This is a genomic window from Thermomonas carbonis, from assembly GCF_014396975.1.
GTDB lineage: Bacteria > Pseudomonadota > Gammaproteobacteria > Xanthomonadales > Xanthomonadaceae > Thermomonas > Thermomonas carbonis.
This window is the reverse complement of the sequence record NZ_CP060719.1, coordinates 3,242,403-3,260,778: the sequence shown is the minus strand read 5'-3', so window position 1 is coordinate 3,260,778 and position 18,376 is coordinate 3,242,403. Positions and strand designations below refer to the sequence as shown.

The following is an 18,376-nucleotide window of genomic DNA, read 5'->3' as shown; positions in this document are numbered from 1 at the left end:
CACTTGCGCAGGCTGCGCGGGTGAACGCGCAGATCCGCTTCGATTTCAGTCCCTCGTTTCGCACCGCGCGTGGCAGCCATGGCGATGGGGCGGATAATCCGGGCATGCCCGCGCGACCTCCCGTTCCCTCGGTGCTCGATGCCTTCCACCCGGCGGTCGCCGACTGGTTCGCGCGTACATTCCCCGCGCCCACCGAGGCCCAGCAGCAGGCCTGGCCCGCCATCGCGTCGGGCCGCGACACCCTGGTCGCCGCCCCCACCGGCTCTGGCAAGACGCTCACCGCCTTCCTCGCCGCGATCGATGCGCTGGTGCGAGAGGGGCTAGCGCATGGGCTGCCGGAGACCACGCTGGTGCTGTACGTCTCGCCGCTGAAGGCGCTGTCCAACGACATCCACCTCAACCTTGAAGCGCCGCTGGCCGGCATCCGCGAGGCACTGGCCGCACAAGCATTGCCCGATGTCGACGTCAGAACGGCGGTGCGCACCGGCGACACGCCGCAGGCCGAGCGCGCGGCCTTGCGCAAGCGACCGCCGCACATCCTGGTGACCACGCCGGAATCGCTGTACGTGCTGCTGGGCTCAGAGTCCGGCAGGACGATGCTGGGTGGTGTGCGCACGGTGATCGTCGACGAAATCCATGCGTTGCTGCCGGGCAAGCGCGGCAGCCACTTGTCGCTGTCGCTGGAACGCCTGGATGCGCTGGTCGGGCACCGTGCAACCCGCGTCGGATTGTCCGCAACGCAGAAGCCGATCGAGGACGCCGCGCGTTTCCTGGTGGGCAGCACGCGAGTGGATGCACACGGCCAGCCCGATTGCCGGATCGTCGACGTCGGCCACGACAAGCCGCGCGACCTTGCGCTGGAACTGCCGCTGTCGCCGTTGAGCGCAGTCGCCAGTGGCGAGCAGTGGGAGCAGGTGCACGACCGGCTGCAGGCGCTGGCAGAGGAACATCGCACGACGCTGGTGTTCGTCAACACGCGCCGCATGGCCGAGCGTGCCGCGCGTCACCTGAGCGAGCGACTCGGCAAGGAGCACGTGGCCGCGCACCACGGGTCGCTGTCGAAGGAATTGCGGCTGGATGCCGAGCAACGCCTGAAGCGCGGCGAGTTGAAAGTGCTGGTGGCGACCGCGTCGCTGGAACTGGGCATCGACATCGGCGACGTGGATCTTGTGTGCCAACTCGGCAGCCCGCGCAGCATCGCCGCGTTCCTGCAACGCGCCGGTCGCGCCAGTCACCATGTTGGCGGCATTCCGAAGGGCCGCTTGTTCGCGACCACCCGCGACGACCTGATGGAATGCGCAGCGCTGCTGGACGGCGTGCGCCGCGGCGAGCTGGATCGCATGCCGATGCCGGAAGCGCCGCTGGACGTGCTGGCGCAGGTGATCGTGGCCGAAGTCGCCAGCCGCGACTGGGACGAGGACGCGCTGTTCGCGATGCTGCGACGCGCATGGCCGTATCGCGCGCTCACCCGCGAGGCGTTCGACGGCGTGCTGAAGATGCTGGCCGAAGGCTACGCCAGCCGTTTCGGCACGCGTGGCGCATGGGTGCATCGCGATGGCGTCAACCGGCAATTGCGTGCCCGTCGCGGCGCGCGGCAGGTCGCGATCCAGAGTGGTGGAACGATTCCCGATGTCGGCGATTACTCGGTGCTGCTGGAACCGGAAAGCGTCGGCATCGGCACGGTCAACGAAGACTTCGCGATCGAGAGTCTGGCCGGCGACATCTTCCAGTTGGGGAATGCGAGTTACCGCATCCTGCGCATCGAACCGGGACGCTTGCGAGTGGAGGATGCGCAGGGCGCGCCGCCGTCGATCCCGTTCTGGCTGGGCGAGGCACCGGGCCGCACCGATGCGCTGTCGCATGCGGTCTCACGCTTGCGCGAGGAGATTCAAGCGAAGTTGGCGGAAGGCGAGGGCAGTGCGCTGCGCTGGCTTGTCGGGGATGTCGGACTTTCAAGCGAAGCGGCGCGGCAATTGCTCGACTACTGCGCATCGCAGATCGCCGGCTTCGGCCTGCTGCCGACGCAACGCCAACTGGCGATGGAACGCTTCTTCGACGAAGCCGGTTCCACCCACCTGGTGATCCACGCACCGTTCGGCAGCCGCATCAACAAGGCTTGGGGCCTGGCATTGCGCAAGCGCTTCTGCCGCAGCTTCAACTTCGAGCTGCAGGCCGCCGCGACCGAGAACGCGATCGTGCTGTCGCTGTCCACCAGCCACAGTTTCCCGCTGCTCGACGTGGCCTCGTTCCTGCATTCGAATACCGCCCGTGACATTCTCGTTCAGGCCTTGCTGGACGCACCGCTGTTTCCGACACGCTTCCGCTGGAACGCCAGCACCGCATTGGCATTGCCGCGTTTCTCAGGCGGCAAGAAAGTCGCGCCGCAGTTGCAACGGATGAAGTCCGAAGACCTGATGGCCACGGTATTTCCGGATCAGGTCGCCTGCCTCGAGAACATCGTCGGCGACCGCCAGGTGCCCGACCATCCGCTGGTGCAACAGGCGCTGGTCGATTGCCTGTGCGAGGCGATGGATGCGGAAGGCTGGCTGGACGTACTGCGCGGACTGGAGAGCGGCAGCATCGACATCGTCGCCCGCGACCTCACCGCGCCCAGCCCGTTCGCGGCGGAGGCATTGAATGCCGCGCCGTATGCGTTCCTGGACGATGCGCCGCTGGAGGAACGCCGCACGCAGGCGGTGCAGTCCCGGCGATTCGGCGATGGTGCCTCGGTGCGCGATCTTGGCTTGCTCGATGCCGGCGCGATCGCTGGCGTGCGCGAGGACGCGTGGCCCGATGTGCGCAACGCCGACGAGATGCACGAGGCACTGATGCAACTCGGCGTCATCACCACTGCCGAAGCCGCCGCATCGCAATGGACACGCTTGCTCGATGCGTTGGCGGCCGGCCGACGTGCGACCTGCGTGTTGGCCGGCGACGGGCTGTGGACCGCAGTGGAGCGCCTTCCGCAATTGTGGATGCTGCATGCCGATGCAGTGCTCGCGCCACCGATCGAAGCGATACCCGGCTGCGCAGTGCCGGCAGCGCGCGAAGACGCCGTGCGTGAAATGGTGCGCGGACGTTTGAGTGCAAGCGGGCCGATACGAGCGCTCGATCTTGCCGCAGTGCTGCAGGTCGCGGTGAACGACATCGAATGCGCACTCGCCGCACTCGAAGTGGAAGGCACCGCGATGCGCGGCAGCTTCGATCCAGCCCTGGTCGGCGAACAATGGTGCGAGCGCCACCTGCTGGCGCGCATCCATCGCAATACGCTGGGCCGGTTGCGCCGCGAGATCGAACCGGTGCCGCTGGCCGACGCGATGCGCTTCCTGTGCGACTGGCAGCATCTGTCCGCGCGCAGCCGCCTGCGCGGGCCGGACGCGCTGGCCAGCGTGCTGGCGCAACTGGAAGGCTGGGAATCCGCGGCCGGCAGTTGGGAAGCGGAAGTGTTGCCGGCGCGCCTGGCCGATTACGGCATCGACTGGCTGGATGCGCAGTGCAGCGCGGGTCGGATCGCGTGGGCGCGGTTGCGCATGCATGCGGGTACCGATACCGGCAAGGGTGGCCGCGCGCCCGTGCGGGCAACGCCCTTGGTGCTGGTGCCGCGTCGCGAATTGCCACGCTGGGCCGCGATTGCCGGCACCACTGCCAACAGCGACGGGATTTCCTCGCGCGCACAGTTGGTGGTCGATGCCTTGTGCTTGCATGGCGCGTCGTTCTTCGACGAGTTGCTGGATGCGTGCCGCCTGCTGCACGTCGAGTTGGAAGAGGCGCTGGCCGAACTGGTCGCACGCGGCATCGCCCACTGCGACAGCTACGCGGGCCTGCGTGCATTGCTGTTGCCGCAGGGCAAACGGCCCAACCCCGGCAGCCGACGCATGCGTCGCGGTGCGATCTCCGGCATCCGCGACGCCGGCCGCTGGAGCCTGGCGCGTGCCGCCACCGGCGCGCCCGATGCCGACGCCGTCGAGTACGTGGCGCAGGTGCTGTTGCGTCGTTACGGTGTGGTGGCATGGCGAATCCTCGAACGCGAAGCCGCGTGGCTGCCGCCATGGCGTGAACTGGCGCGGGTGTACCGGCGCATGGAGGCGCGCGGCGAAATACGCGGCGGGCGTTTCGTGGCCGGGATCGCCGGCGAGCAATTCGCCTTGCCGGAAGCGGTGGCCGGCCTGCGCGAAATCCGTAACCGACCCAAGGATGGCGAGTGGATCGTGGTCGCCGCCAGCGATCCGCTCAACCTGGTGGGCACCCTGCTGCCGGGCGAGAAACTCCCGCGCCAATCGGGTGCGCGACTGCTGTTGCGCGATGGTGTGCCGGTGGCGCGCAAGCTGGCGTCGAAGGTCGAACTGTTGGTGACGCTGTCGCCGACGGATGCTGATGCTGCACGACAGCGCCTGCTGCGCGATCCACGTTTGTTGTCGCACGCGCAGGTCGCGATGCAGGTGCCGGTCGACGGCTGAGGTCAGTGCGCGCCGACCGCCAGCAGTGCGCTGCCGTTGCACAGAACCGCCGAATCTCCTTCGCCGAGCCGCAGTAGGTATCCGCCGGTGAATGCCGAGAACGCCGGCAGGATCGTGCAGCCCGGTTGCAACCAGAACGCTTGGGTGCGCGGCTGCCCCGGCAGTTTCAGCACCGGATGCAGGTGCCCGCACAGGACATGGCCGCGCGGATCCAGCGCCGGGTCGTGGCGCAGCACGAATGGGCCATCGTGCACCGCATCGCCCAAGCGCTCGATGTCCAGGCGGGCCTGTTGCAACGCGCGGTCGTGGTTGCCATCGACCACCGCGATCGACAAGCGCGGATGCAGCTTGCGAAAGTCCTCCCATGCCGCGCGCCACGACGACAGATCGGCGCGTCCGTGCAGCATGTCGCCCAGCACCCAAACCGAGGTCGCACCGGTAGCATCGACCGATGCGGAGATGCGGCTCAAGTCGAGCGCTGTCCCGCCGCGCGGCAAGGCAATGCCGGCAGCACGGAACGTATCGGCCTTGCCCAGGTGCAGGTCGGCGATGAACAACCTCCGCCGCGCGGGCCAGTACATCGCGCGATCCGCAAGCAGGCGCACTGGCTCGCCGGCGAGCTCGATGTCCAGCGTCTCAAGCATGCGTGCGCTCCAATGCGTCCGCGGCGCGCCGCATCCGCGTGCCCCAGTCCTCCGTGCTCAGGCTGCCGCGCATCGCCTCCGCCCATAGCGGGAACGACAGCGGGGTGAGCGATGCCGGTTGCTGCATCAGCAAGGTTCGGGTCGCGCAATCGGCCAGCGTCTTTCGAAGCGCTTGCACGTCGAGTTGCGCCTCGAACACTTCGCGGCGCGCCTGTTCCAGCAAGAGGTGATCGCCATCGAAACGCGACAGCACGTCGAACAGCAGGCCGCTGGACGCCTGCAACTGGCGCATCGAACGCGGCGCGCGACCGGGCAACGCTGGCGACAGCAGGCCCGACACGCGGGCGATGTCGCGGAATTGCCGGCGTGCCATCTCTGCGAGGTTGAGGCTGGCCTGCAGATCCTCCAGCAGCTCGTCTTCCGTGAGCAAGGAGCGGAGCTGCGATTCGTCCAGGTGATGCTTGGCTTGCGCGGTGATCGCCAAGCCGTAGTCGTTTACCGCGAACGCGAAGGTGTTGGGCTGCAGGCGCCCCCAGCGCAGTGCGAGCAGCGCGGCCAGGCCTTCGTGCACGGCACGCCCGGCGAACGGATACAGGAACAGGTGCCAGCCTTCGCGCGTGGAAAGCTGCTCGACCAGGAGCGTGTCCGGCGTGGGCAGCGCCGACAGCCGTGCCTGCGTATCCAGCAGCGGCGCGACCGCGCGCAGTTCCGGCGTGTCGCGCGGGCCGGCCAACGTGGCCTGCACGGCTTCCGCCAGCATGCTCGACAGCGGCATCCGGCTGCCCTGCCAGCGCGGCACGATGCCGTCGTTGCGTTTCGACAGCTTCACGTAGGCCGTCATGTCCTTCAGCTGCATGAGTTCCAGGGTTTTGCCGGCGAACTGGAAGCGGTCGCCGGGACGCATGCGGCCGATGAAACTTTCCTCCACCGCGCCCAGGCGCCCGCCCTTCGCGAATTGCACGGACACATGCCCATCGCTGGTGATGGTGCCGATCGATAGCCGATGCCGGAACGCCTGCTTGCGATCGACGACGCGATACACGCCGGCGTCGTCGCGGACCACGCGGTGATAGTCGGGATAATGCGCCAGCGCCTTGCCGCCCTGCACGATGAAGTCCAGCACCGCCTGCCAGGTCGCGGTATCGAGTGCCGCGAATGCGTGGGTACCGCGCACTTCGGCGAACAATGCATCCGCGTCGAACCCGCCGCCCAGCGCCAGGGTCACGCAATGCTGGGCGAGCACATCCAGCGACAGCCGCGGGGGCACCCGCGCTTCAACGCGGCCGGCCAGCAACGCCTTGCGCGCGGCGGCGTACTCGACCAGTTCCAGCGCGTGCGTCGGCACGCACAGGATGTGGCCGGCCTCGCCGGGGCGATGGCGTGCGCGACCTGCACGTTGCAGCAGCCGCGCCATGCCCTTCGGGCTGCCGATCTGGATGACCTGGTCGACCGCCGGGAAATCCACGCCGAGGTCGAGGCTGGAGGTCGCGACCACGCAACGCACGCTGCCGTCGCGCAGGCCCTGCTCGGCGGCTTGCCGGAGTTTCGGGTCGATGGAACCGTGGTGCAGGGCGAGCGTGGCCGGATCGTCCAGCCACACGGATTGCAACGCCTTGTGCCACAACTCCGCCTGCGAGCGGGTGTTGGCGAACAACAGGGTGCTGCGCACGTCCTGCAGGCGCGTGACCACGCGCTGCAGTTGCGACAGACCCAGGTGACCGGCCCACGGGAAGCGTTCGCCGGCGCCCGGCAGCAACGTTTCCAGGCTCAGCGAACGCGGCTTCGCGGCGTCGATGATCGGTGCATCCGGCGAGTGCGGCAGCAAGGCATCGCGCGCCTCGGGCAGGTTGCCCAAGGTCGCCGACAGGCCCCATGTCCGCACATCCGGTGCCAGCGCCCGCAACCGCGCGAGGCACAGCTGCAGGAGCACACCGCGTTTGCTGCCGAGCAGTTCATGCCACTCGTCGACGACAATCGAGCGCAGGCCCTGCAACTGCGCCCCGGTCTCCGGATACGACAGCAACAGCGCGAGCGATTCCGGGGTGATCACCAGCACGTCGGCCTGGCCGGTGCGCGACAGACGCTTGTCGCGGGCGCTGGCATCGCCGGTGCGCATCGCCACCGTCCACGGCAGGTCGAGCGCCGCGATGGGTTCGCGCAAGGCGCGGGTGGTGTCGTTCGCCAAGGCACGCAGCGGGCTGATCCACAGCACGCGGGTGCGTGCAGTCACGATCTCGCCGCGCTTGCGCTTGGGTGGGGGCGGATCGCGCAGCGCCTGCAGCAGCGGGCCACCGAATGCAGCGAGGGTCTTGCCGCTGCCGGTCGGCGTCACCAGCAATCCATCGCGTCCGGCCAGGTAATGCCGCCACGCGGCACGCTGGAACGGCGCGGGCTTCCAGCCTTGTTGCGCAAACCATGCCGCCAGCGGCGCGTCGAATGGCGCGCGCGGACGCACGGTCGCCTTCATCGCGCCAGTGCCTGCAAGGTCTCGAGGCGGTCCGCCTCCTGCATCGGCTTGTCGTGGCGCCAGCGCAGGATCCGCGGGAAGCGCACCGCGATCCCGGACTTGTGGCGCGCCGAACGATTCACCGCCTCGAACCCGAGTTCGAAGACGTGATGCGGCGTCACCGCACGCACCGGTCCGAAGCGCTCGGTGGTGTGGCCGCGGATCCATTTGTCGAGCTGCAGGATTTCCTTGTCGTCCAGCCCCGAGTACGCCTTGGCCACCGGCACCAGCGCCTCGCCGTCCCAGACCGCGAAGGTGTAGTCGGTGTACAGCGTGCTGCGGCGACCGTGGCCGGCCTGCGCATAGATCAGCACCGCATCGATGGTCAGCGGATCGATCTTCCACTTCCACCAGTCGCCGCGCTTGCGGCCGTGTTGGTAGGGCGCGGCGAGTCGCTTGAGCATCAGGCCCTCGACGCCGCGCGCGCGGCTGCCTCCGCGCAGCGCAGCGGCATCGGTCCAGGAAGCCGCTTCGATACGCGGAGAGACCACGATCCGCGGATCTCCGTGTGCTGCCAGCAGTTCCTGCAGCAAGGCGCGACGTTCGGCCAGCGGACGCGCACGCAGGTCTTCTCCGTCCAGTTCCAGCAGGTCGTAGGCGAGCACGCGCACCGGCGTATCGGCCAGCGTCTTGGGTCCGGGCTTGCGGCGCTGGATGCGGGTCTGCAAGGCGGTGAACGGCATCGGCATGTCGCCGTCGCGCCACGCCAGCAATTCGCCGTCGAGCACGGCGTCGCGAGGCAGGGTGGCGAGTGCGGATTCGATCTCGGGGAAGCGCCCGTCCAGGCGTTCCTCGCCGCGCGACCACAACGCGGTGTCTGCCGCGCGCCGGATCAGTTGCAAGCGGATGCCGTCCCATTTCCATTCCAGCAGCCAGTCCCCGATCGCGCCAAGCGTCTCCGGGTCCGCTTCCAGCGGCGAGGCAAGGAAGAACGGATAGGGCGATGCGGCATCGCCCGGCTGCGCCTCGCGCGAGGTCAGGCGTTGCAGTAACTCTGGCGTCGGCGACCAGTCGCCGAGCATGCGCTGGGCAATCAGCGCGATATCGACGCCCGAGGCTTCGGCGAGCGCCTGCTGCACCAGTCCGCGCGACACACCGACACGCAATGCGCCGGTCAGCAATTTGTTGAACACGAAGCGCTGGGCAAACGGCAAGGTGCGCCAGGCCTCGACGACCATCGCGCGGCGTGTCGCTTCCTCCGCATTGGCGACGGGCAGCACGCGCTGTTCGATCCACGCATGCAACGGCGCGTCGGCCGCATTCTCGAGTGGATCGTCCAGCAGCAACGCGAGGGTTTCAGCGAGGTCACCGACGGCGTCGTAGCTGTCGTCCACCAGCCACGCCGGCGTGCCGCTTTCCTCGGCGAACCACGCGCGCAGTTCTGCGCTGCCGGCGATGCGTGCCTTGGCTCCACCGATCTTTTCGCCGGCCAGCAACCACAGCGCCCACGCAGCATCCTCAGGCGGCGCATCGCGGAAGTAGTCCACCAGCGCGGCGCGCTTGTCGCCGGTGCCGGTGCTGCGATCCAGCCGTGTGAACAACTCGGTGAAACGGCGCATCAGTCTTCGCTGCCGAAGTCGGTCTTGAACACGCCGGTGTCGATGCCGTCATCGTTCAACGCGCGGACGAGGGCATCGGTGGCGCCATGGGTGGCGATCACCCGACGCGCGCCGGTCTCGCGCACGGTGCGCAGCAGGTCGGGCCAGTCCGCGTGGTCGGAGACCACGAAGCCGCGGTCGTAGTTGCGGCGGCGACGATTGCCACGAATCCGCATCCAGCCCGAGGCGAAGCCCTGCTGCGCATGGCGGAAGCGGCGGATCCACGGACTGCCTGCGGCGGAGGGCGGGGCCAGCACCAGCTCGCCGGCGAAGTCGCTGCCCTTTGCTTCGTCGGCCACGCGCCGGGTCTCCAGCATCGGGATGCCGGCTTCGCGATAGATCGCGGTGCCGGCCTCGATGGCGCCGTGCAGGAAGGCGGGGCGGTCGGTATGCGCGGCCAACTCGGCGAGCAGGCGCTGCGACTTGCCCAATGCGTAGCAGTAGAGGATCGCAGTTTCGCCGCGCGCCGCACATTCGTCGCGCCAGGCGACGATGTCGCGGGCGACCTCGCTGGTGTCCGGCCAGCGGTAGATCGGCAGGCCGAAGGTGGCTTCGGTGATGAACACGTCGCAGGGGACGACCTCGAACGGTGCACAGCTTGGATCGTGCTGGCGCTTGTAATCGCCGGAGGCCACCCAGACCTCGCCATCGACTTCGATCCGCACCTGCGCGCTGCCGAGGACGTGGCCGGCCGAATGCAGCGACACGCGCGCATCGCCGAGCATGAACGGCGCGCCGTAATCGTGCGGGTGATACTGCTGATCCCCAAGCCGCCACTGCAGGATCGGCAGGCCCGGCGCGGCCGCGTGGTACTCGCCCATGCCGACCCGCGCATGGTCGCTGTGCCCATGGGTGATCACCGCGCGCGGCATAGGTCGCCACGGATCGATATGGAAATCGCCGGCCGGGCAATACAGGCCTTCGGGGCGGAGGACGACAAGGTCTGGCATTGGTCTAAAGATGGGGGCGCGCGCGTGCAGGCCAAGCGATGAATGATTCAGCTTGCTGACCGGCCATCGCAGGGATTGCGACGCGATTCGGTCATGCTTTCGGCGTGGAAACCATCAAGAAACTGGCGATCCTCGCCGACGCCGCCAAGTACGACGCCTCCTGCGCATCCAGCGGCGCGAACAAGCGCAATTCCAGCAAGACCGGCGGCATCGGCAGCACCGAGGGCATGGGCATCTGCCACAGCTACACGCCCGATGGTCGCTGCGTGTCCCTGCTGAAGATCCTGCTGACGAATTTCTGCGTGTTCGACTGCGCCTATTGCGTCAACCGCGTGTCCAGCAACGTGCCGCGTGCGCGCTTCGCGACGGACGAGGTCGTGCGGCTCACCCTCGATTTCTACAAGCGCAATTACATCGAAGGCTTGTTCCTCTCCAGTGGGATCATCCGCAGCGGCGACTACACGATGGAGCAGCTGGTCGAGGTCGCGCGGAGCCTGCGCGAGGACCATCGCTTCGCCGGCTACATCCACCTGAAGACCATCCCGGATGCGTCGCCGGAATTGCTGGCGGCGGCGGGCCGCTATGCGGATCGGCTTTCGATCAATGTCGAGTTGCCGACCGAAGATGGCCTCAAGCAATTCGCCCCGGAAAAGTCGCAGGCCGGCATCCGCAGCGCGATGGGGCAACTGCGCTGGCGGATCGAGGAAGCGAAGGAAGCGCGCAAGCCGGCGAATGCCGGCCTTGACACGCCGACGCGCAAGGCCAAGCCGCCACGCTTCGCACCGGCGGGGCAGAGCACCCAGATGATCGTCGGCGCGGACGGTGCCAACGATCGCGCGATCCTGCAGGCGTCCGACCGGCTGTACGGCGATTACCGCATGCGCCGCGTGTACTACTCGGCCTTCAGCCCGATCCCGGATGCCTCGTCGGCGTTGCCGGTGATCGCGCCGCCGTTGCAGCGCGAGCACCGGCTTTACCAGGCCGATTGGCTGCTGCGCTTCTACGATTTCAAGGTCGAGGAAATCGCGCCGCCGTCGGCCAGCGGGATGCTCGACCTCGATGTCGATCCCAAGCTCGCGTGGGCGCTGCGCCACCCGCAGGCATTCCCGGTCGACCTCAACACCGCGCCGAAGGAAACCCTGTTGCGGGTGCCGGGGTTGGGCGTGCGCAACGTCAAGCGCGTGCTGATGGCGCGGCGGCACACGCGGCTGCGACTGGCCGACATCGCCCGGCTGCGCGCGCCGATGGTGAAGCTGATGCCCTTCATCAGCACCATCGACCACCATCCGCGGCAGCGGCTCGACGATCCCGATGCGTTGCGCGCGCGACTCGCGCCGAAGCCGCGCCAGGCCGATCTGTTCGGATGAGTGGGCGCCGATGATGTGGTCGGCGGCGGTAGAGCCGGCGTGGTCGATCGATGCGTTTCGCGAGGCGGCACGCGCAGCGCTGCGCGCAGAGGTCGCGCCCGAGTACCTCGATTGGGAGGCCGGCAGCCAGCAGGCCTTGCTCGCGTTGCCCGACGTGCGCGAAGCGCCGGCGCTGCGGGCGTCGCCGCGCGTGCCCAGTGGCTTCCTCGGCATTGCCGAAACCGTGCTCTGCCATCGGGACTCGCAACGGCATGGCCTGCTGTATCGGCTGCTGTGGCGCGTCGCCCACGACGAGCCGCATGTGCTGGGCACACCGACCGACGCCGATACTCGCCGTGCGATGCAGCTGGCGCAGGAGGTCCGCCGTGATGCGCACAAGATGAAGGCCTTCGTGCGTTTCCGCGAAGTCCCGGGCGAGCACGACAACTTCATCGCCTGGTTCGAGCCGGGGCATCACATCCTGCAACGGGTCGCGCCGTTCTTCGCGCGCCGCTTCGCCGGCATGCGCTGGGCGATCCTCACGCCGGAGGGTAGTGCGTTGTGGGATGGCGAGTCGTTGAGCTTCGGGCCGGGCGGTGCACCGGACAATGCGCCCGCCTTCGATGCAGGCGACGACCTGTGGCGCACCTATTACTCGAACATCTTCAATCCGGCGCGGCTCAATCCGCGGATGATGCGCCAGGAAATGCCGCTGCGTTACTGGAAACATCTGCCGGAAGCGCACTTGCTGCCATCGCTCATCAACGGTGCCGGCGTGCGCGTGCGCAAGATGGCCGAGCGCGAACATGCCGCGCCGCGTCGTCGCATTCCCGCGCCGGTCGTTGCCGAACCAACGGACGAAAATCTCCGCGATGAGTCACTGGCGTCGCTGCGCAAGGCGGCGCAGGGCTGCCGGGCCTGTCCGCTGTGGGAACCGGCTACGCAGACTGTTTTCGGCGAAGGGCCGGAGAACGCGCGCATCCTCGTGCTGGGAGAGCAGCCCGGTGATATGGAAGACCTCTCCGGCCGGCCATTCGTGGGGCCGGCGGGCAAGTTGCTGGATCGCGCGCTGGCCGATCTCGGCATCGATCGTTCGCAGCTGTATCTCACCAACGCGGTGAAGCATTTCCGTTTCGAGCGACGGGGCAAGCAGCGGCTGCATCGCAATCCCGAGGCCTCGCATGTGCAGGCCTGCCGCAGCTGGCTGGCGGGCGAGATCGAACGCGTGCGACCGCAGCTCATCGTGTGCCTGGGCGGCACCGCGGCGCTTGCGGTGTTCGGCAAGGATTTCCGGCTGATGGAGCAACGCGGCACCTGGCAGACTCTGCACGACGGCACCCGCGCGTTCGCGACCGTGCATCCGGCGTGGATTTTGCGGCAGCCGGAAAATACGCAGCAGAAGGCCTATGCGAACTGGCTGGATGATCTGCGCCTGTTGCTGAACTCGCCAGCCGATCCGCCAACACCGGGAGCCTAATCGCGCAAACGAAAACGCCGCCGATCGGCGGCGTTTTCGCAGCGATTGCGAGCGCTTACTTCGCGGTCAGGCCACGCTTCTCCAGCAGCGGCTCGATCTTCGCTTCGTAGCCGGCGAAGTTCGGGAACAGCTTGCCGGCTTCGATCTCGCCGCCCGGCGCCAGCACGAACTTGCGCAGGCGGTCGCCGTTCTGCAGGGTCAGTCCGCCGTTGTTGCGGATCCATTGCTCTGTGTTCGCGCCCAGCACTTCCGACCAGATGTAGGCGTAGTAGCCGGCCGCGTAGCCGCCCATGATGTGGCTGAAATAGGGCGTCTTGTAGCGCGGCGGTACCGGCGCGTAATCGAAGCCATCGGCTTTCAGGGCCTGTGCCTCGAATGCCATCACGCCGGAGGCGGCGGGGATCTGGTCGGCCGGCAACTGGTGCCAGCGCTGGTCGAGCATCGCCGCTTCCAGGTATTCGGTGGTGGCGAAGCCCTGGTTGAACTTGGCCGCGGCGATCACCTTGTCCAGCAACTCCTTCGGCATCGGCTTGCCGGTCTCGTAGTGCTTGGCGTAGTTGCCCAGCACGCTCGGCCAGTCGGCCCACATCTCGTTGACCTGCGACGGATATTCGACGAAGTCGCGCGGCACGTTCATCGAGTAGTACGGATAGCGCACGTCCTGGAAGAAGCCGTGCAGGGCGTGGCCGAACTCGTGGAAAGTGGTGGTGACTTCATCCCAGGTCATCAGTGTCGGCTTGCCGGCCGACGGCTTGGGGATGTTGAGGTGGTTGGCCACCACCGGCTTGTCGCCGGTCAGGTCGGACTGCGCCACGTAGGTATTCATCCACGCACCGCCGCGCTTGGAGGAACGCGCATACGGATCCCAGATGAAGATCGACAGCAGGCTGCCGTCCTTGTCGTAGACGTCGTAGATCCAGGTGTCCGGGTGGTACTTCGGCAGGTCGGTGCGCGGCTTGAAGGTGATGCCGTACAGCTTGGTGGCGGCGAAGAACACACCGTCCTCGAGCACGCGCTGCATCTCGAAGTAGGGCTTGAGCTGCGACTCGTCGAAGCTGTACTTCTGCGCGCGCACCTTCTCGCTGTAGTAGGCCCAGTCCCAAGGCGCCAGCTGGAACGACGGCTGGCCCTTGGCTTTCTGGTCGGCGTCGATCATCGCCTGCAGGTCGGCGCCTTCGCGCCGCGCGTTGCTCACCGCGGCTGGCGCGAGCTGGCGCAGCAGGCGGTTGGCGTTGTCCTGGTTGGCCGCGGTTTCGTCGGCCAGCACGTAGTTGGCGGTGGTGTCGTAGCCGAGCAGCTTCGCGCGCTCGGCGCGCAGCTTCAGCACCTGCGAGACGATGCCGGTGTTGTCCCACTGGTTGCCGCGGCTGCCGCGCGCCACCGAGGCCTTGTGCAGGCGTTCCCGCAGGGCGCGGTTCTCGAGCTGCGCCTCGGCCGGCTGGCCGGTGGTGTTGAGCAGGGCGATCACGTATTTTCCATCGAGCTTGCGCGCCTTTGCAGCCTCTGCAGCGGCGGCGATCTGTTCCTCGCCCATGCCTTTCAACTCGTCGCGGCTGTCGACCACGATGGCGGAATCGTTCACTTCGGCCAGCACGTTCTGGTTGAACTGGGTGCCCAGCTTGGACAGGTCGGTGTTGATCGAGCGGATCCGCGCCTTCTGCACGTCGTTCAGCGCCGCGCCGCTGCGAACGAAGTCGGTGTAGCGGCGTTCCAGCAGGCGCAGGTCGATGGCATCCAGGCCCAGCGTGGCGCGAGCGTCGTGCAGCGTCTTGATCCGCGCGAACAGTGTCGGGTTCAGCGCGATGGCGTCGCGGTGCGCGGAGAACTTCGGCGCGTATTCGGACTCCAGCTTCTCGCGGGCGTCGTTCTTGTCGGTGCCGATCAGGTTGAAGAACACGTTGGTCGCGCGGTCCAGCACCTGGCCGCTTTTCTCCATCGCGACGATGGTGTTCTGGAAGGTCGGCGCCTCCGGGTTGTTGGCGATCGCGTCCATCTCGCGCAGTTGTTCGGCCATGCCGGCATCGAACGCGGGGGCGAAGTCGCTGTCCTTGATCCCGTCGAACTGCGGGTAGTGCAGGTCGAGCGTGCTCGGGGCGGCGAACGGACCGCTGTAGGCGGCGGTGGCGGGCATGGTGGCCTCCGAGGCAGTCGTGGCGGGCGTGGTGCTAGCGCAGCCGGCCAAAGCGGTGGCGATCGCAAGCGCGAGTGCGCAGCTGATGGGGTGCTTCATTCGGGCCTCGTCGGGCAGGTTGGCGACCGGAAAGCGTAGCGCAGCGGTATGGGCAGGGCGCGTGACGAATGGCAGGGGCGGTGTCCGATTGCGTCGGAATGTCCGCCGATGGGCGGATCGGGCGTTCCCAGTCAGTGCGCAGGCTGCCAGAATCGCGATTCCCCCGACCGCGAACCGCTCATGTCCACCACTGCCTACGATTTCGACGCCACCGCCCTGGATGGCAGCCCGCAACCGCTCTCCGACTGGCGCGGCAAGGTTCTGTTGATCGTCAACGTGGCCAGCAAATGCGGCTTCACCCCGCAATACGCCGGGCTGGAGAAGCTGTGGCGCGATTACGGCGACAAGGGCCTGGTGGTGTTGGGTTTCCCCAGCGACCAGTTCGGCCACCAGGAGCCGGGCAATGCCGAGGAAATCCGCAACTTCTGCTCGCTGACTTACGACGTCAGCTTCCCGATGTTCGCCAAGATCGACGTCAACGGCAGCCACGCGCATCCCCTGTGGATCTGGCTGAAGGACGAGAAGGGCGGCCTGCTCGGCTTCGACGGCATCAAGTGGAACTTCACCAAGTTCCTGGTCGGCCGCGATGGCAAGGTGATCAAGCGTTATGCGCCGACCGACAAGCCCGAGTCGATCGCGCGCGACATCGAGAAGGCGCTGGGATGACGGCGTCGTCGCCAGGCGATGCCTACCGGCTGACGTTCAAGCACCAGCCGCCGCTGCTGCTCGCCTGGGTCTCCGGCGGCGAGGACACTCGGCTGGAAGTCACCTTAGACTACTGGGTGCGGATCGCCGCCGAAGTGCGCGCCATCGGTGCCAGCCAGTTGCTGGTGGTGGACGAGATGCAGGGGGAGGTCATGACCAACGACGACCTCGAACGCTTCTTCACCGGCATCCACGGGCACGGCCTTGAAGCTGTGCGCATCGCCTATGTCGAAGGTCGTCCCGACCAGATGCAGCGCATCGAATTCGTCGAGCAGATGGCGCTGGAACGCGGCTACTCGATCCGCGTGTTCGGTAACGAGCGCGACGCGGTGTTCTGGTTGCGCCACGGCCTGCAGTAAGCGCCGTCCACGCTGGCGCGGGCCTCACTTCTCGACGAACGCGCGCTCGAATACGTACTCGCCGGCGGTGCCGATCCGCGGCGAGGCGGCGAAGCCGCGGCGGTCGAGGATGCCGCGGAAATCCGCCAGCATCTGCGGGCTGCCGCAGATCATCGCGCGATCGCGCGCAGAGTCGAGGTCTTCGATGCCCAATGCGTCGGCGATGCGACCCTGGTCGAGATGATCGGTGATGCGGCCTTGGTGATCGCGACCGTTGTATGCGAACGCTTCGCGCGAGACCGCCGGGTAGTAGAGCAGGCGGTCGCGGATCACGTCGCCCAGCAATTCGTGCTGCGGCAGTTCACGCTCGATGTAGTCGCGGTAGGCCAGGTCCTCGGCCCCGCGCACGCCGTGGCACAGCACCACGCGCTCGAAGCGCTCCCAGGTGTCCGGATCCTTGATCACCGACAACCACGGCGCGAGTCCGGTGCCGGTGCCGAGCAGGTAAAGGTTGCGGCCGGCGTGCAGGTCGGAGATCAGCAGGGTGCCGGTGGGCTTGCGCCCGATCAGGATCGAGTCGCCCGGCTGGATGTGCTGCAGGCGCGAGGTCAGCGGGCCGTCCTGCACCTTGATGCTGAAGAACTCCAGTTGCTCTTCCCAGTTCGCGCTGGCGATCGAATACGCGCGCATCAGCGGCTTGCGGCTGCCATCGGCCTGTTCGACCTCCAGCCCGATCATGACGAACTGCCCGTTGTCGAAACGGAAGCCGTCATCGCGGGTGGTGGTGAAGCTGAAGTACGCGTCCGTCCAGTGACGGACGTCGAGCACCGTCTCGGTGCCGAACGGGGAGGCCATGCGGGCGTCTGGGGAAAGCGGGTCAGGCCGTCATTTTACGCTGCAGCGCAGCGCGGCGTTTGACCTCGCGCAAAGCCGGTTCAGGGCGCGGCGGTCGGCGGCACCAGCTCCAGCAACTGGCCGTCGTCCTCGTCGGTCAGCACGTAGACCTTGCTGTCGGCACCCACCCGCACATCGCGAATCCTTTTGCCCAGGTCGCCGAGCAGGCGCTCTTCGCTCACGATCTTGTCGCCATCGAGCGTGAGCCGGATCAGGTTGCGGTCCGCCAGCGCGCCCAGCAGCAGACTGTTGTTCCAGGGATGTCCCGGGCGGTCGACGAAGAACGCCATGCCCGACAGCGCCGGCGACTTTTCCCAGAAGTGATGCGGCGGTTCCATGCCGGCTTTCGCCTTGCCCTCGGCTTCCGGGATCTTCAGGCCGGAATAGTTGATGCCGTGGGTGATCACCGGCCAACCGTAGTTCCTGCCGGCCTGCGGCAGGTTGAGCTCGTCACCGCCGCGCGGACCGTGCTCGCTCTGCCACACGGTGCCGGTGCGCGGGTCCACGGCCATGCCCTGCATGTTGCGATGGCCGTAGCTCCAGATCGCCCTGCGCACGCCGACGCCGCTGGCGAACGGATTGTCCGAAGGCTGGGTGCCGTCGATGTTGAGCCGCACCAGCTTGCCCTGCAGCACTTCCAGGTCCTGCGCCATCGCGCGCTCGTTGCGTTCGCCCTGGCTGATGAAGACGTGGCCCTTGCCATCGAAGGCGATGCGCGAGCCGAAGTGGTTGCCGCCTTCCAGCTTGGGCAATTGCCGGTAGATCACGTGCACGTCGCTCAGGGCCGCATCGCCGAGCGTTGCGGTGGCGACCGCGGTGCCGGCGGTATCGCCCTCGCCGGGTTCGGCAAAGCTCAGCCAGATGCGCTTGTTGGCTGCGAAGTCAGGATCGAGGACGACGTCGAGCAATCCGCCCTGACCCTGCGCGAAGACCGCCGGCACTCCCGTGATCGGTGCCGAGACCGTGCCGTTGGCGGCGATCCGGCGCAATCGCCCGGGGCGTTCGGTGACCAGGAAGTCGCCGCCCGGCAGCACCGCGACCGCCCAAGGGTGATCCAGCCCGGAGGCAATCGGCCGCAGCTGCAGGGTGCCGGCCTGGCTCGGTGTCGTGCGTGCCGGTTCGGCCGAAGCCACCGGCTGTGCGGGCGTGCTCGACTGCGCGCAGGCGTTGAGGGTCAGCGACATCGCGATGCAGCAGGCGAGGATGCGGAGTCGGTGCATTGGGGGTTCCT

12 protein-coding genes are annotated in these 18,376 nt (G+C 67.6%); 5 read left to right on the top strand and 7 right to left on the bottom strand.

From position 1 onward, the window contains the following. Positions 1 to 104: 104 nt before the first annotated feature. Positions 105 to 4,457, top strand: coding sequence for a DEAD/DEAH box helicase (locus H9L16_RS15050; protein WP_187552452.1), 4,353 nt, complete (start codon positions 105 to 107; stop codon positions 4,455 to 4,457). A 2-nt stretch (positions 4,458 to 4,459) separates the two neighbouring features. Here the strand turns inward: H9L16_RS15050 and pdeM are convergent, their stop codons facing one another. Genes pdeM through H9L16_RS15030 form a run of 4 tightly spaced genes read right to left on the bottom strand, consistent with a single transcriptional unit; the run spans position 4,460 to position 10,155 of the window. Continuing rightward, positions 4,460 to 5,101, bottom strand: a complete 642-nt coding sequence (pdeM, locus tag H9L16_RS15045) for a ligase-associated DNA damage response endonuclease PdeM (RefSeq protein WP_187552451.1) — start codon at positions 5,099 to 5,101, stop codon at positions 4,460 to 4,462. Next, positions 5,094 to 7,568 (bottom strand): ligase-associated DNA damage response DEXH box helicase, encoded by a 2,475-nt coding sequence (locus H9L16_RS15040; RefSeq protein WP_187552450.1) that lies wholly within the window; start codon positions 7,566 to 7,568, stop codon positions 5,094 to 5,096. The genes pdeM and H9L16_RS15040 overlap by 8 nt, the downstream gene beginning before the upstream one ends. Next, complete coding sequence (locus tag H9L16_RS15035; protein ID WP_187552449.1) at positions 7,565 to 9,166, bottom strand: ATP-dependent DNA ligase; 1,602 nt, start codon at positions 9,164 to 9,166, stop codon at positions 7,565 to 7,567. The genes H9L16_RS15040 and H9L16_RS15035 overlap by 4 nt, the downstream gene beginning before the upstream one ends. After that, positions 9,166 to 10,155, bottom strand: a complete 990-nt coding sequence (locus H9L16_RS15030) for a ligase-associated DNA damage response exonuclease (protein WP_187552448.1) — start codon at positions 10,153 to 10,155, stop codon at positions 9,166 to 9,168. Before H9L16_RS15030 ends, H9L16_RS15035 begins: the two co-directional genes overlap by 1 nt. Before the next feature lie 104 nt (positions 10,156 to 10,259). On the opposite strand from H9L16_RS15030, the gene H9L16_RS15025 reads away from it, so the two are divergent. Together H9L16_RS15025 and H9L16_RS15020 are read left to right on the top strand one after the other, a co-directional pair. After that, positions 10,260 to 11,522 (top strand): putative DNA modification/repair radical SAM protein, encoded by a 1,263-nt coding sequence (locus H9L16_RS15025; RefSeq protein ID WP_187552447.1) that lies wholly within the window; start codon positions 10,260 to 10,262, stop codon positions 11,520 to 11,522. A 13-nt stretch (positions 11,523 to 11,535) separates the two neighbouring features. Beyond that, a complete protein-coding gene (locus H9L16_RS15020) occupies positions 11,536 to 12,978 on the top strand; it encodes a UdgX family uracil-DNA binding protein (RefSeq protein ID WP_187554222.1) in 1,443 nt (480 codons plus the stop codon). 55 nt (positions 12,979 to 13,033) lie between these two features. Here the strand turns inward: H9L16_RS15020 and H9L16_RS15015 are convergent, their stop codons facing one another. Further along, the gene (locus H9L16_RS15015; protein ID WP_187552446.1) at positions 13,034 to 15,208 is read right to left on the bottom strand and encodes a M3 family metallopeptidase; all 2,175 of its coding nucleotides are present in this window, start codon (positions 15,206 to 15,208) and stop codon (positions 13,034 to 13,036) included. A 180-nt stretch (positions 15,209 to 15,388) separates the two neighbouring features. Here H9L16_RS15015 and H9L16_RS15010 point away from each other — a divergent pair, with 180 nt between their 5' ends. Both H9L16_RS15010 and H9L16_RS15005 read left to right on the top strand, forming a co-directional pair. Beyond that, positions 15,389 to 15,874, top strand: a complete 486-nt coding sequence (locus tag H9L16_RS15010; protein ID WP_187552445.1) for a glutathione peroxidase — start codon at positions 15,389 to 15,391, stop codon at positions 15,872 to 15,874. Beyond that, positions 15,871 to 16,272, top strand: coding sequence for a hypothetical protein (locus H9L16_RS15005; RefSeq protein WP_187552444.1), 402 nt, complete (start codon positions 15,871 to 15,873; stop codon positions 16,270 to 16,272). The genes H9L16_RS15010 and H9L16_RS15005 overlap by 4 nt, the downstream gene beginning before the upstream one ends. A 24-nt stretch (positions 16,273 to 16,296) precedes the next feature. Here the strand turns inward: H9L16_RS15005 and H9L16_RS15000 are convergent, their stop codons facing one another. Both H9L16_RS15000 and H9L16_RS14995 read right to left on the bottom strand, forming a co-directional pair. Then, entirely contained in the window at positions 16,297 to 17,106 is an 810-nt protein-coding gene (locus tag H9L16_RS15000) for a ferredoxin--NADP reductase (protein ID WP_187552443.1), read from the bottom strand. Between the two features lie 80 nt (positions 17,107 to 17,186). Beyond that, positions 17,187 to 18,365, bottom strand: a complete 1,179-nt coding sequence (locus H9L16_RS14995) for a PQQ-dependent sugar dehydrogenase (protein ID WP_187552442.1) — start codon at positions 18,363 to 18,365, stop codon at positions 17,187 to 17,189. Positions 18,366 to 18,376 lie beyond the last annotated feature (11 nt).

Bases quoted from the DNA above. Each gene is read 5' to 3' on its own strand.
- H9L16_RS15050 (WP_187552452.1), top strand. From the start codon at position 105: ATGCCCGCGCGACCTCCCGTTCCCTCGGTGCTCGATGCCTTCCACCCG.
- pdeM (WP_187552451.1), bottom strand. From the start codon at position 5,101: ATGCTTGAGACGCTGGACATCGAGCTCGCCGGCGAGCCAGTGCGCCTG.
- H9L16_RS15040 (WP_187552450.1), bottom strand. From the start codon at position 7,568: ATGAAGGCGACCGTGCGTCCGCGCGCGCCATTCGACGCGCCGCTGGCG.
- H9L16_RS15035 (WP_187552449.1), bottom strand. From the start codon at position 9,166: ATGCGCCGTTTCACCGAGTTGTTCACACGGCTGGATCGCAGCACCGGC.
- H9L16_RS15030 (WP_187552448.1), bottom strand. From the start codon at position 10,155: ATGCCAGACCTTGTCGTCCTCCGCCCCGAAGGCCTGTATTGCCCGGCC.
- H9L16_RS15020 (WP_187554222.1), top strand. From the start codon at position 11,536: ATGTGGTCGGCGGCGGTAGAGCCGGCGTGGTCGATCGATGCGTTTCGC.
- H9L16_RS15015 (WP_187552446.1), bottom strand. From the start codon at position 15,208: ATGAAGCACCCCATCAGCTGCGCACTCGCGCTTGCGATCGCCACCGCT.
- H9L16_RS15010 (WP_187552445.1), top strand. From the start codon at position 15,389: ATGTCCACCACTGCCTACGATTTCGACGCCACCGCCCTGGATGGCAGC.
- H9L16_RS15005 (WP_187552444.1), top strand. From the start codon at position 15,871: ATGACGGCGTCGTCGCCAGGCGATGCCTACCGGCTGACGTTCAAGCAC.
- H9L16_RS15000 (WP_187552443.1), bottom strand. From the start codon at position 17,106: ATGGCCTCCCCGTTCGGCACCGAGACGGTGCTCGACGTCCGTCACTGG.
- H9L16_RS14995 (WP_187552442.1), bottom strand. From the start codon at position 18,365: ATGCACCGACTCCGCATCCTCGCCTGCTGCATCGCGATGTCGCTGACC.